The sequence below is a fragment of the Apibacter sp. HY039 genome, from assembly GCF_004023655.1.
Classification (GTDB): Bacteria; Bacteroidota; Bacteroidia; order Flavobacteriales; family Weeksellaceae; genus Apibacter; species Apibacter raozihei.
Genome location: NZ_SAYM01000001.1, coordinates 561,925 through 574,657, shown reverse-complemented (window position 1 = coordinate 574,657; position 12,733 = coordinate 561,925). Strand labels below are relative to the sequence as shown.

Annotated in this window: 14 protein-coding genes; 8 read left to right on the top strand and 6 right to left on the bottom strand. The window is 30.7% G+C overall.

Annotation, left to right across the window (positions count from 1 at the left end):
* Positions 1 to 106 precede the first annotated feature (106 nt).
* On the top strand, positions 107 to 1,387 hold the full coding sequence (locus EQ921_RS02585) for an MFS transporter (protein ID WP_128330441.1): 1,281 nt from the start codon (positions 107 to 109) through the stop codon (positions 1,385 to 1,387).
* A 158-nt stretch (positions 1,388 to 1,545) separates the two neighbouring features.
* On the opposite strand, the gene EQ921_RS02580 is transcribed toward EQ921_RS02585, so the two are convergent.
* From EQ921_RS02580 to rsmA, 6 genes are all read right to left on the bottom strand, one after another.
* Positions 1,546 to 2,775, bottom strand: a complete 1,230-nt coding sequence (locus tag EQ921_RS02580; protein WP_128330440.1) for an MFS transporter — start codon at positions 2,773 to 2,775, stop codon at positions 1,546 to 1,548.
* A gap of 386 nt (positions 2,776 to 3,161) precedes the next feature.
* Positions 3,162 to 4,052, bottom strand: coding sequence for a hypothetical protein (locus tag EQ921_RS02575; protein WP_128330439.1), 891 nt, complete (start codon positions 4,050 to 4,052; stop codon positions 3,162 to 3,164).
* Between the two features lie 27 nt (positions 4,053 to 4,079).
* Complete coding sequence (locus EQ921_RS02570; protein ID WP_128330438.1) at positions 4,080 to 5,189, bottom strand: adenylosuccinate synthetase; 1,110 nt, start codon at positions 5,187 to 5,189, stop codon at positions 4,080 to 4,082.
* A gap of 62 nt (positions 5,190 to 5,251) precedes the next feature.
* Positions 5,252 to 6,181, bottom strand: a complete 930-nt coding sequence (locus EQ921_RS02565; protein ID WP_128330437.1) for a hypothetical protein — start codon at positions 6,179 to 6,181, stop codon at positions 5,252 to 5,254.
* Positions 6,182 to 6,386: 205 nt separating this feature from the next.
* Positions 6,387 to 6,650, bottom strand: coding sequence for a YHS domain-containing protein (locus EQ921_RS02560; RefSeq protein WP_128150913.1), 264 nt, complete (start codon positions 6,648 to 6,650; stop codon positions 6,387 to 6,389).
* A 28-nt stretch (positions 6,651 to 6,678) separates the two neighbouring features.
* Positions 6,679 to 7,440, bottom strand: a complete 762-nt coding sequence (gene rsmA, locus EQ921_RS02555; RefSeq protein ID WP_128330436.1) for a 16S rRNA (adenine(1518)-N(6)/adenine(1519)-N(6))-dimethyltransferase RsmA — start codon at positions 7,438 to 7,440, stop codon at positions 6,679 to 6,681.
* Between the two features lie 91 nt (positions 7,441 to 7,531).
* On the opposite strand from rsmA, the gene EQ921_RS02550 reads away from it, so the two are divergent.
* The 7 genes from EQ921_RS02550 (at position 7,532) to panB (ending at position 12,731) form a co-directional block, all read left to right on the top strand.
* A complete protein-coding gene (locus tag EQ921_RS02550) occupies positions 7,532 to 8,431 on the top strand; it encodes an ABC transporter permease (RefSeq protein ID WP_128150909.1) in 900 nt (299 codons plus the stop codon).
* A gap of 23 nt (positions 8,432 to 8,454) precedes the next feature.
* Positions 8,455 to 8,745 carry a DUF3098 domain-containing protein gene (locus tag EQ921_RS02545; protein WP_128150907.1) on the top strand — a complete coding sequence of 97 codons (291 nt, stop codon included), beginning with the start codon at positions 8,455 to 8,457 and terminating at the stop codon, positions 8,743 to 8,745.
* A gap of 2 nt (positions 8,746 to 8,747) precedes the next feature.
* Entirely contained in the window at positions 8,748 to 9,569 is an 822-nt protein-coding gene (locus EQ921_RS02540; protein WP_128330435.1) for an undecaprenyl-diphosphate phosphatase, read from the top strand.
* 62 nt (positions 9,570 to 9,631) lie between these two features.
* Complete coding sequence (locus EQ921_RS02535; RefSeq protein WP_128330434.1) at positions 9,632 to 10,663, top strand: aminoglycoside phosphotransferase family protein; 1,032 nt, start codon at positions 9,632 to 9,634, stop codon at positions 10,661 to 10,663.
* Positions 10,660 to 11,085, top strand: a complete 426-nt coding sequence (locus tag EQ921_RS02530) for an RNase adapter RapZ (RefSeq protein WP_128330433.1) — start codon at positions 10,660 to 10,662, stop codon at positions 11,083 to 11,085. The genes EQ921_RS02535 and EQ921_RS02530 overlap by 4 nt, the downstream gene beginning before the upstream one ends.
* Positions 11,086 to 11,101: 16 nt before the next feature.
* Entirely contained in the window at positions 11,102 to 11,887 is a 786-nt protein-coding gene (locus EQ921_RS02525) for a hypothetical protein (protein WP_128330432.1), read from the top strand.
* 28 nt (positions 11,888 to 11,915) lie between these two features.
* A complete protein-coding gene (panB, locus tag EQ921_RS02520; protein ID WP_128330431.1) occupies positions 11,916 to 12,731 on the top strand; it encodes a 3-methyl-2-oxobutanoate hydroxymethyltransferase in 816 nt (271 codons plus the stop codon).
* Positions 12,732 to 12,733 lie beyond the last annotated feature (2 nt).

Here is a 12,733-nt window from a genome sequence, read left to right as displayed (position 1 = left end):
ATATATATTAATCTATTGAATAAAAAACCTATTTAATTTATCTATTATCTACTGTTAATAGCTAATTTTGCATTTCTATTAATTATAATACTTAGATTTAACACATATGATAATTTCCGGAGTAAAAAAAAACTTAACAAACCAAGACTATAGAATACTAGGTTTATCAGCGCTAGGTGGCGCTCTTGAGTTTTATGATTTTATTATATATGTATTTTTTGCCAAACAAATTGAAATGCTTTTTTTTCCTCCGGAAATACCGGGGTGGCTTTCTCAGGTGCAAACTTATGGGATTTTTGCTGCCGGCTACTTGGCACGTCCTTTTGGAGGAATTATCATGGCACATTTCGGAGATCGATTGGGTAGAAAAAAAATGTTTGCCTTTAGTATATTTTTAATGTCGGCACCTACGTTGCTCATCGGTTTTTTACCTCCTTTTCATACAGCAGGAATTTTAGCTCCATTCTTACTATTATTTATGCGGATTTGTCAGGGTGCTGCCGTTGGTGGTGAAATTCCAGGAGCCTGGGTATTTGTTTCGGAACACGTACCTACTCAGAAAATAGGCCTGGCTTGTGGAATTTTAACGGGAGGCTTAACATTAGGTATTCTTTTAGGTTCTTTAGTTTCTACTTTAATCAACACTTTTTATTCAGCTTCAGAAGTTTTATCTTATGGATGGAGGCTTGCTTTCATATTGGGTGGTATTTTCGGATTAATTTCTATGTTCCTCCGGAGATGGTTAAAAGAAACTCCTATATTTTCGGAAATGGCAAAAAGAAAAAAACTGGATAAAAATGTTCCAGTTAAAACGGTCATTTCTAAACATAAACATTCAGTAATAGTATGTATGCTTTTAACCTGGGTGTTATCGGCAGGTATAATGGTTGTGATATTACTAGCTCCTAGTTATTTACAATCTGTATATAAATTTCCTGTTATTATTTCTCAAGAAGCAAACAGCATAGCTATTGCCGGGGTTACCCTAGGCTGTATTCTTTCAGGATTAGCTGCAGATAAGATCGGCTTTAGCAAAACTCTTATTGCGGGTTCTTTATTTTGCATTGTTAGTACCTATATATTTTATACTACTTTGTCTTCACACCCAGAACTACTTTTTCTAACTTATGGCCTGGCTGGTTTAGGCGTAGGAGTTGTAGGTTGTTTTGCCTTTTATATGGTCAGAAGTTTTCCGGTTGAGATACGATATTCAGGAGTTTCATTTTCATTTAATATTGCCTATGCTTTTGCCGGCGGTCTTACTCCTTTATTAATTTCTCTTCTTACAAATTTTGTAAGTGTACTGGCCCCTGCATATTATGTTATAGTTTTATTCTCCATCGGTTTGCTTTTAGGAATATATTTATTACGGATTGAAAAAAAATAATTTTTATTTACCTAATCTGAAGAACTCTTAACATATATTGAGATTTAAATAAAAAAACAACAGTTTAATCTTATACTTTTTGATTTAATTTTTGAACAAAAAAATTAATTATAGATTAATTAAATATTTTTATTCTCAATCAGTAAAAATAAAACTATTTAATGTGTTGCAGATTTTTTTATCAATTTTATGGAAAGAAGAAATGAAACAACAGTCAATCCTAATAAGGTAAAAACAAAATAATCCCAACCTTTCTGCGCATAAATAATTCCTGTTCCTGTACCAATAATACTAGAACCCACATAATAAAATAACCAATATATGGAGGTTGCTGTACTTTTCCCTTCTTTGGCATGTTGTGATACCATACGACTGGCTAAAGTATGTGTAGCAAAAAAACTAAAGGTAAAAAGTCCTAAACCTATGATTATAAATACTAAATTGTTCGGTAGCATCAACAATAATCCTACTATTATTAATGAGCCCGGAATTCTTATCAGCTTGTAAGGGGGATGTGCATCTGACCATTTCCCAATAGTTATAGAACCTATAACGCCTGTAACATACATCAGGAAAATAAAGGCTATCAGGTAATGCGGCAGGGAGAACGGAGGTCTTTCTAAATGTATACCCAGATAATTGTATAAAGCAATAAAACTTCCCATTAACAATCCTGCTACCAAATATAACCGAATCATCATTCGATCGTTCAGAAAACTTTTCATTAATTTTAGTTTTTCATTTACGGATGTATTTTTTGGATTAAAAAAACGCGAATCCGGAAATAAAATTGCAAATAGAATTCCTAAAATTAATGTGATAAGTCCCATAATAACCACTGTATCTCTCCAGCCTATCCATCCGGATAAAAGGCCTGCAATTACCCTACCGCACATACCTCCTGTAGTATTCCCACTCAGGTACATGCTAATCGCAAATCCTAATGTTTTAATATCTACCTCTTCTGATAAATAAGCTAATGCTACTGAGGAAACACCCGCTAACACTATTCCTTTTATCAAATTCAGAATAATCAATAATGAAAAATTAAAAACAAAACCAGATAAAACAGTCAACAATGAGGAAATAATAAGAGAAATTACCATTACATTTTTTCTAGATATTGAATCTGCTTTGAATGCTAGGAAAAACAAGCCAATTGCCATTCCCATTGTAGAGGATGATACTGTCCAGCTACTTTTCGCCGGTGAGACTATAAACTCTCCTCCGACTAATGAAAGCATAGGCTGAAAAATATACAATTGTGCAAAAACACATAATCCTGAAAGAAAAATGCAAAACTCGATCCTGTTAAATCTTTTACTGTACTTCTTTGCTTTCTCTACAGATTCGTTGTGCACCAAAAATTCATTATCGGATCTTTCCATCTTTAAATCTTAAAAAGCTACACATTGATTTTAATTAAAAAATGATTAAATTATGCTTAGCGAATTTATGCAATTCATTTTATCTGTAAATTACAAATTATAGTTTTCAACTACATTTACATTAAATACCTACAATCGAGAATAAACTTGAATTTAATTGTAAAAATCCTAGATTACGTATTTTATATTTACTTTTTATTAGTGTATTAAGATCAATTGCCGTTCTTATCTAAGGCACAACGAAATAACAAAGAAATTTTATTGTTATAATTCTATCTGTTTTTAAATTTATATAAAATTAAATTATTGTTTTTTTGAATCTTTCTATTAAAATCCGGATATACTCTATTTAAAAAGTACTGATATAAATCAGGCAATTAGTTTCTTTATATTTTAAGTTCTACAAATTCTTTACTAAAATTTGAATCAAGTATTTTTCTCCATTTTTTCATGGAGTTGAAAGCATTCGCTTCCGGATATAAAAAATAATCAAGTACTGTTGGATTTATTAAAGAATCTGAACGAAGTTTTACTCCTGAGCCACTCATGTCTCCTAATCCAACAATTGCTGTTTTTTTAATCAAACTCAGATCAATATAAGAACCTGCAATCTTCGTTTTAAATACCTGAGCAGGATAAAACAGTTTATATTTGGCTGAAATTGTTGAAAGCTCACCGGCACACATATGATAAAAACTTGTAATCTTAATTCCATGTATTTCTGGAACAACGAATACAGAGTCGGGGTTAAAACCAGCATGAGTAATTCCCAGTGATTCCAATAAAACAAGACTTTCAATCATACGGGAATAAATCCAGTTTATATGTTTTACTTTCTCATTTGCCTCAATTTTTTTTATAACAGTGCTTAATGGAATACATTTATACTGGGAAATATATTGTAATTCGCTTCCTTCAAACTCCAGATTTGAGGGAAAGTAATTCATAAAATGTAAAAATGAGTCTTTATCAAAATTTGTTTTAGCAATATGAATAAGTTTATCGTAATTACTTTTTGATTTTTTCAATAATTGAATATCCCCTTTCCACCTGTGTAATCTATAATTAGTATTAAATTTCCCGGATTCATCATTGTACTCTTCTCCTCTTTCATAAAAATTTTTCAACATATTTAAATGTGTTACTATTTTTTGAGAATCCAAGTCTTTATTTAAATCCGGATGAAACAATTTAACTAATTGTTTATATTCTAATTCCGATTTACATATATCCGGATACCAAGTACTAGATAATATGTTTTTGATGTAAGTTTTCATTTTAATATATAAATTTATTGTTAGTGACTATAACCAGTCTGGCTGACTTTTAAAATATATTTTTTCGACTGAATCCTGTAATAAACTATCTTCCAGCTCTTTCATAAACAACTCTTTTTCAATCAACTGATCCATACAAGTGAAAATAAGATTTTTTCTACTACTCATATTGTATATTTTATCGCAGGTTAATGAATGTTTAATAAGGGAAAAATCTAACTTTGATATCCTAAAGTTTCCCTGCCAATTATTTGCCTGATTAGTCTCTTCTGAGGTATTTTTAAGTTTTATAGAATCACTGTCTGAGAATGGACCGTTTCCGTGCCTTGTCTGATAGCATCTACTAACGTACCATGTACTAATTTCTTTATTATGAAACTGATTTTCACCTATAATTTCCAAAGCATTTTTAGAGGTAGTATTTGACCGGGTTACGTGAGGAAAAAAGCCAAAATTCTGATCTAATAAAATCCCTTGTGAACCCTCAAACACCATGTGTTTATACTTGAGATGGATTTCACTTAAAACATGTATTTTACAAAATTGCTGAAAAAACTCTATACTTTCTTTCCACCCCTCCATTGCATGACACACTTCTTGTTCATAAATAATCTGCGAGCTCATATTTAATTTCCTAACCTTTTCTTTATAATATTTTTCGATTAATGAAAATTTAGTATTATAAATGTAAGGGGTAAACAAATCATTGGCATATAAATTATAAAACTCTTCACTTCTTTCAAGTGTCGCTCCAAAGCCTACTCCGCAGGTACCATGACCATTGATCATTGAGATAGTTCTATTATACGCTAAATCAAAAGGAGTAGTAATATTTACCATCGGATGAACATACATCTTTAACTCTGAGCTTAGTTTATTTTTTAAAGTATTATATTCTTCAAATAATCCTATGGGGTACATAGTACAAAATTCACTTATATAGGTAGATGCATTACGAAAAGACCCTGAACCAAACTGTGAAAATATATGTCGTTTTCCTGATTCGGAAATAACTGTATGTCCACATTGGTGCCCACCTGAAAATCTAATAACCAATGTATTTTTATCTGAGAGAGAATGGACACATTGTCCTTTACCCTCATCCCCAAAACCTGTTCCTAAAACTATATGTATCATACTATTTTTTTTATAACATCCGGGGTTTTATTATGTATAATAATCCCCCGGATATTTTGTAATTAAAGTGTTATTATAGAAGAGCCTTTGTCATTTTTATCTGGAAGAAATGATTGAATCTTTGCTAACGTATTTGAAATATCTTTAGCGGCGTGATCACTTAAAGTATTTAATACGGAATTCATATTTGCTCCGTTAATTACGGAAACCGTTGTTCCTATCAGTTCTGCTATTGAATTGCTATTACGTAAGACTAAGAAATTTTCGTTCAACAATTGAATCCACTCATTTTTAATATAATTAGTATCATAACTTCCATCTTCTACGTGAACATGAAATACATGGTATTTCTCAGATGCTTTTTCATACAATTGTTCCGCAGTAAAGTCACCCAAACTTTCAGCTGTTCCCATCATCCTTTTAATAAAATCGCTGCTGTATTGAGAATGGAAGGATTCATCCCCAATGGTAAAAAGATAACCTTTAGCTCCTCTTTTTTCATAAGCATCTGTAGATGTATGATATCCGGCTAAATACCATGCTAATGGATAAGATTCCATACATTGACCTCCTCCTCCTCCCTCAATATATATATTTGAAAGGTCATCTATCAACTTGGTTGTTTCTTGCTCAAATTGGCCAATTTGAAGAGGTACACTATCTGTTATATGATCTCCGATAGCACCGAAACATATTTGAGCATCTTCAACACCATGTGAAACCAAGGTATTCATCATTTTCGGAAAGTTATTTTGAATAAGATTATAAGGAATTCTTCCCATGGATCCTGTCACATCAACAAAAACCATGATTGGTATGCTTACCGGATGATCCAAAGAATCTCTACATTCCCTTATTCCGTTTTTAAGATTAGCTGGATTCATGGTTAATTTTAAAGAATCTGAAAATATTTGATCTGCAGATTTCGATTGGTAGTTGCGAGAGTTTGTAACTGCCTGGTATGTTTTTGAAGAATAATGTCCTGTTCCCATAATTTAAATTTTAATCGTTACTAAAAAATTTTACCTTACTATTGTCGACACTATAAGTTAAAATTATATTTGCGTATTTTTTACACAAACAAATTAACGAAATTAAATTTATACAAACAAATAATATTGTGTATTTTTTACACAAAAAATAAAAAAGCATTCTTTAACCAAAGAATGCTTTTTTTGTTTTTTTAAGAAAAAAGGTTTATTTATTCAAAAATTTTTCAGGATTAGCTTTAAACTCTTCTTTACAATTTTCGCTGCAAAAGCCATATAGTTTCCCTTGATAAGTCAATGTATCCTTTAAATGTTCTGAGGTAGACATTTCACAAACCGGATCTAATTCATTCACTACTTTTACATCTGAAAGTTTAACAGATCCGCCTTCGTGCTTTTTTTCACTAGGTTGACAAGAAACCAAAAACGCAATTACTATTGCACCTATTAATTTATTTATACTATTTATCATGTTAATATTTATTTATTAAAACTAATTGCTACTGATGCCATAAACGGGCCAATAAAATAAAATCATCTACAGACAATTGTTCTGCTCTAAGACTCATAAATTCATGAGAATGGAGATTTTCTGAAATTTCTAAAACTTTCAGTGCATTTCTTAAGGTTTTCCTGCGCTGATTAAAACCTGCTTTCACTATTTTAATGAACAATGCTTCATCTACGTCTTCAATAGTATTTCTAAATCGCTTGAGACGAATTACAGCTGATTTAACTTTAGGTGGAGGGGTAAACACATTCTCATGAACAGTAAACAAATATTCCGCTTCATAATATGCTTGAGTTAAAACTGACAAAATACCATATATTTTATTTCCCTTACCGGATACAATTCGTTCGGCAACTTCTTTTTGAAACATACCTACACTCTCTGGTATATGTGATCTGTTTTCAAGAATTTTAAAAACTATCTGAGAAGAAATGTTATAGGGAAAATTACCTATAACCGCTAATTGCCCATTATTAAATTCATTCAGATTTAACTTTAAAAAATCACCAACTATGTTGTTTTTAAGTTTAGGGAAATTTATTTCTAAATATTCAACGGATTCCTGATCAATCTCTGCGGCATAAACATCTACACTTTTGTCAAGTAAAAATTGTGTTAACACCCCCATGCCCGGTCCTACTTCCAAAACCGTAGAATAATTTTTATATGATAATGAATCAACTATACGAGAAGCAATATTCTTATCATTTAAAAAATGCTGTCCCAGATGTTTTTTTGGTTTTACTTTCAATATTATGAGATTTATTTTAACAATAATTTATATTCAAAATTACATCAAAATATACTAAGATTTTATACTTTAGCGAATATTTTCAAAAAATATGGCAGCAAAAACAGATAAACTTAACAAAGGAAGATTACGATCTTCTAACATAACTGTAGTCATTAGTATTTCTTTAGTTTTATTCTTAATAGGCATCATAGGAATGATAGCTATAAATGCAAATTCTTATATTGACTATTTAAAAGAACAAATGGTTATTGAGGTTTTCTTTAAAAATGATCGGAACAAGGAAAATCTGGTTAAAAACCAAAAGTTACAGTTACAATATCTGGACAGTGTAAAAGTAAATCCTTATGTAAAATCTGCCAAATATATATCTAAAGAAGATGCTACTAAGACAGCAAAAAGAGACCTGGGAGTAGATTCTCAGGACTTATTTGAAGAAGATATTTTTCCGGCATCCATAACAGTTGCACTTAAATCCGAATATATTGATTCTCTGCATATTGAAACCATAAAAAAACAGCTTCAAAAAAACAACTTGGTTGATGAAGTTAAATCAGATAGCAATTTGTTATCTGAAATGAACAAGGGTGTTAGAAAAATGACTATTGGTATTTCTGTTTTAGCTATTATTATCTTATTGATAGCCGTCTCTCTTATCAATAATTCTATTAGATTAAAAATTTACGCCAAACGATTTATTATAAAAACAATGCAACTAGTTGGAGCGAAACAGCTATTTATTATGAAACCTTTCTTACTTCAGGCTCTTATCTTTGGGTTGTTAGGGGGTATTATAGCCTTACTTATGTTATATGGCGTTAATTATGCACTGGTTGTAAATAATATTCTACCTCCTATTGTAGACTATACCAATTACATCTTATTATCTTTATTTATAATAGTTTTAGGTGCTTTAATCACGACAGCCAGCACATGGTTTGCTACCTGGAGATTTCTACGTTTAAAGCTGGATGATTTATATTATTCATAAATTTGCATAAATTTAATTTTTTAATGAAAAAAAATATACTTAAAAATACTGATTCCGAATCTAAAAAAACATTGCTTTTCGGAAAAAAGAATTATACATATATGTTGGTCGGTATTATTTTTATTGCTTTAGGACTTATATTAATGACCGGCCCTGATGCAAATACAAGACCTGATGGTGTATATGACAAGAATTACTGGAACAATGATATATTCAGTTTCCGAAGAATTCGTTTAGCTCCTATACTGATTGTTGTAGGCTTCATCATTGAAATATATGCTATTATGATTAATTCCGTAAAAAAAGATAATTAAGAATGAGTACTTTAGAGGCAATTATTATAGCAATTGTTGAGGGACTAACTGAATATTTACCGGTTTCTTCTACTGCACATATGATATTCACCAGTTCTATACTGGGAATGAAAGATGACAATTTCCTTAAAATGTTTCAATATTGCATACAGTTTGGTGCAATCATGGCTGTTGTTGCACTTTACTGGAGAAAATTTTTTGATTTTAAACGAGTTAACTTTTATGTAAAATTAGTATGTGCTGTAATTCCTGCTCTGATACTAGGAAAATTGTTTAGCGACAAAATAGATGATGTTTTAGAAAAGCCAATACCAATTGCAGTGGTACTTGTAATCGGTGGGATAATTCTTCTTTTTGTTGATCGTTTATTTAAAAATCCTACCATTTTAAAAGAGGAAGATATATCAATAAAGCAAGCTGTCATCATAGGATTCTGGCAATGTTTAGCAATGATGCCCGGAACCAGTAGATCTGCCGCCTCAATTATTGGTGGAATGCAACAAAAATTAAGTCGTGAAGTGGCAGCAGAATTTTCTTTTTTTCTTGCTGTACCTACCATGCTTGCAGTAACTGTATATTCGCTAACACTTAAAAACTGGGAGGAAAACGGTATTGATATGAAAGGTTATGAATTACTTGCAGCAAATAGTGATAAGCTTGAAATGTTTTTACTCGGCAATCTGATTGCATTTATTGTTTCCATATTTGCTATTAAGTTCTTTGTTGGTGTAATAAAAAAATATGGTTTTAAAATATGGGGCTGGTATAGAATTATTGTGGGTAGCCTTTTATTAATCTATTTTTGTTTTTTTCAAAAGCCATAATCATATAATAGTTTAACTCAAAAATAACCTATAATTCCTATCTTGCATATTAATTATATCCTATGCGTAAGGAAAATGAAACGGATCGAATTCAGGAATTTGTAAAAAATTATCTAAAATCCGATAATTTTTCAATAGAACCGATCACAAACAGTGCATCTGAAAGAAAATATTTTAGAGTAAAAACTCTTGAGACCTCAATTATTTTGACTTTTAGTTCCCATATAGCTGAAAATAAAACTTTTCTTTATTTCTCTAAAATTTTCAAGGACAACAACGTACCGGTTCCTTCAATCTTAAGCATTGACAGAGATAATGACATGTATTTACAGGAAGATATGGGAGATTTTTCCCTCTTAGAAGTACTTTTACATAATGGTGAAGATACAACTTCGGAAAATATTTATAAAAAATCTTTGAAACATTTATTGAATCTTCAATTTAACATATCAGATAAAATTGATTATTCAAAATGTTTTGATTTTAAATCTTTTAATAAAGACATAATAAATAATGACTTAAATTATTTTAAATTTTATTTTTTTCAACCATTTGAAATACCTTACTCAAATAGCGATTTACTCAAAGAATTTATGCAAATCGGTGAAACTATTGAGAGTATGGAGCCTAGGGGATTTATGTTTAGAGATTTTCAGGCAAGAAATATTATTGTAAAAAATAATGAACCTTATTTCATAGATTACCAGGGAGGTATGCTAGGTAACCCATTTTACGATTTGGTATCTCTTTTATGGCAGGCAAAAGCACAACTTTCTGAAAATTTTAAAGAAAATTTAAAAAATTATTATTTTTCTGAAGTAAGGAAAGTTCATTCGATTACAGATAAATCTATGGAAATCTCCTATCAATATTGCCTGTTAATACGACTGCTTCAAGTTCTTGGGGCTTACGGATTCCGAGGAATTCTTCAGAAAAAAAAGCATTTTAAAGAAAGCTTAATTTTAGGCATTAACAATCTGAAAATTTTACATAAAGAAAGCTTAATTTTGCATAAGTACCCTGAATTAAACAGAATTATCCAGATTTTAATTAGTAATAAAACTGAAATAAAAATAAATCAAATAATTAAATGACCATGAACAAACCTTTAGAAATAACTGTACAAAGCTTTTCTTATAGAAAAGGATACCCTGAAGATTCTACAGGTAATGGTGGAGGTTATGTATTTGACTGTAGAGGGATATTAAATCCTTATCGGTTTGGAGAACTAAGATATCTTACAGGAAAGGATCAAGAAATTAAAGAGTTTTTTCAGGAAAAAACTGTTATGCCTTCTTTTTTAGATTGTATACAAAATATAATTTCAATTTCAATTGATAATTATGTAGAAAGAAATTTCTCATCTTTACAAATAAACTTTGGCTGTACAGGAGGACAACATCGTTCTGTATATGCTGCTGAACAGATCGCTAAATATATCAAATCAAATTATCCTAGTGTAAATGTTCAATTAAATCATACCAATTCTGAAAATTGGGAATTTATAAAACAATAATTTAAATTTTATCTTTATGAAAGTTTTACCCTATTTCTTCATACCTATTTTCCTTTTGAGTATCAATGGTATTGCCCAAATGGATAGCTTAGATTTGATTATTAAGTATAAACCTTCAACAACATATACTAAAGAAGAAAAAACTTTTTTTTCTATAGAAATTCAAAACCTAGGCAAAAAAAAATCTAAGAAAGAATCCAATACTCAAAAAATTGAGGAAAAGACCAAATATATACTGCGTACTGAAAAAGAGTCTGAAGATTTCACGATTCCATTTACCTTAAAATTAGTAAATGCACAGGAATCCACTATCAATGATATTATTTTTAAAGGTAAATATAAGCAGGGAGAGTATCCACAGATTTTGTCCGTTGAAAATTCATCACTGGATATTCAAAAAAAGGAAACGTTGAAAAAACTTATTCAGGAATCTCTTAAACAAAGTCTCTTAATTAATAAAAAGATAAAAATCGGTGATAGTTTTTCTACGACTATTCCTTTCCGGTACCCTGGAAATAATTTGTCTGAAATGACTTTAACTACCACTTACTCTTTACGTGAAATAAAAGAAGGAAAGGCATTTTTTGATTATATTCAGAATTATAAGTTAAATATGAACACTTACGATACTAATGCTTCCGGAGCTGGTACCGGAAAAGGTAAATTCATTTATGATATTTCCCACCAATATTATATTTCAGACAATGTTGACTCTTTTCTGGAAGTTGAAACTATGATTGACGGTCAACCTGTAAAACTTAAAATGAATGTCCACACTGAGACAAAAAATACAATTTTATAAACTCAGTAAAAATTTTAATCTAAAACTTATGTCCATACATTCCGATATAAAAAAAGTAACTGTAGAAACTTTCAAAAAAATGAAAGCTTCCGGAGAAAAAATATCCATGTTAACAGCCTATGATTATTCTATTGCCCGCCTGGCAGATGAAGGCGGGGTTGAGGCAATTTTAGTTGGTGATTCCGCAGCTAATGTAATGGCTGGTTATGAAACTACGTTGCCTATTACACTGGAACATATGATTTATCATGCACAATCTGTGAGCCGAGCTTTACAACGAGCCATGCTGATTGTTGATCTACCCTTCGGTACTTATACAGCAAACTCTTCTCAAGCACATGATTCTGCTGTTAAAGTAATGAAAGAATCAGGGGCTGCTGCCGTAAAAATTGAGGGTGGAATTGAAATACAAAATTCTATTAAAGCTATACTTGATGCAGGAATACCTGTAATGGGCCATTTAGGACTGACTCCTCAATCTATAAATCAATTAGGCTCATTTAAGCTTAGAGCTAAAGAAGAGGCTGAAGCTGAAAAACTTATTAGTGATGCTAAACTATTGGAAGAATTAGGATGTTTTTCAATTGTACTCGAAAAAATACCTGCTGCTTTAGGCGAAAAAGTCAGTAAAGAAATATCTATACCTACTATTGGAATAGGTGCTGGAAATGAAACAGACGGACAAGTTTTAGTAATTCATGACTTATTAGGTCTTAACAAAAATTTTAAACCTAAATTTGCAAGAAAATATTTAAATCTTCATGAACAAATAGTCGGAGCTGTTTCTGATTATGTAAAAGATGTTAAAAATCTAAGTTTTCCAAGTTCCGAAGAAAGTTTTTAAGT

Excerpts from the sequence above, each read along its gene's own strand:
- EQ921_RS02530 (WP_128330433.1), top strand. The coding sequence starts at position 10,660 with ATGACCATGAACAAACCTTTAGAAATAACTGTACAAAGCTTTTCTTAT.
- EQ921_RS02565 (WP_128330437.1), bottom strand. The coding sequence starts at position 6,181 with ATGGGAACAGGACATTATTCTTCAAAAACATACCAGGCAGTTACAAAC.
- EQ921_RS02570 (WP_128330438.1), bottom strand. The coding sequence starts at position 5,189 with ATGATACATATAGTTTTAGGAACAGGTTTTGGGGATGAGGGTAAAGGA.
- EQ921_RS02540 (WP_128330435.1), top strand. The coding sequence starts at position 8,748 with ATGAGTACTTTAGAGGCAATTATTATAGCAATTGTTGAGGGACTAACT.
- EQ921_RS02545 (WP_128150907.1), top strand. The coding sequence starts at position 8,455 with ATGAAAAAAAATATACTTAAAAATACTGATTCCGAATCTAAAAAAACA.
- EQ921_RS02535 (WP_128330434.1), top strand. The coding sequence starts at position 9,632 with ATGCGTAAGGAAAATGAAACGGATCGAATTCAGGAATTTGTAAAAAAT.
- panB (WP_128330431.1), top strand. The coding sequence starts at position 11,916 with ATGTCCATACATTCCGATATAAAAAAAGTAACTGTAGAAACTTTCAAA.
- EQ921_RS02575 (WP_128330439.1), bottom strand. The coding sequence starts at position 4,052 with ATGAAAACTTACATCAAAAACATATTATCTAGTACTTGGTATCCGGAT.
- EQ921_RS02580 (WP_128330440.1), bottom strand. The coding sequence starts at position 2,775 with ATGGAAAGATCCGATAATGAATTTTTGGTGCACAACGAATCTGTAGAG.
- EQ921_RS02560 (WP_128150913.1), bottom strand. The coding sequence starts at position 6,650 with ATGATAAATAGTATAAATAAATTAATAGGTGCAATAGTAATTGCGTTT.
- EQ921_RS02525 (WP_128330432.1), top strand. The coding sequence starts at position 11,102 with ATGAAAGTTTTACCCTATTTCTTCATACCTATTTTCCTTTTGAGTATC.
- EQ921_RS02550 (WP_128150909.1), top strand. The coding sequence starts at position 7,532 with ATGGCAGCAAAAACAGATAAACTTAACAAAGGAAGATTACGATCTTCT.
- EQ921_RS02585 (WP_128330441.1), top strand. The coding sequence starts at position 107 with ATGATAATTTCCGGAGTAAAAAAAAACTTAACAAACCAAGACTATAGA.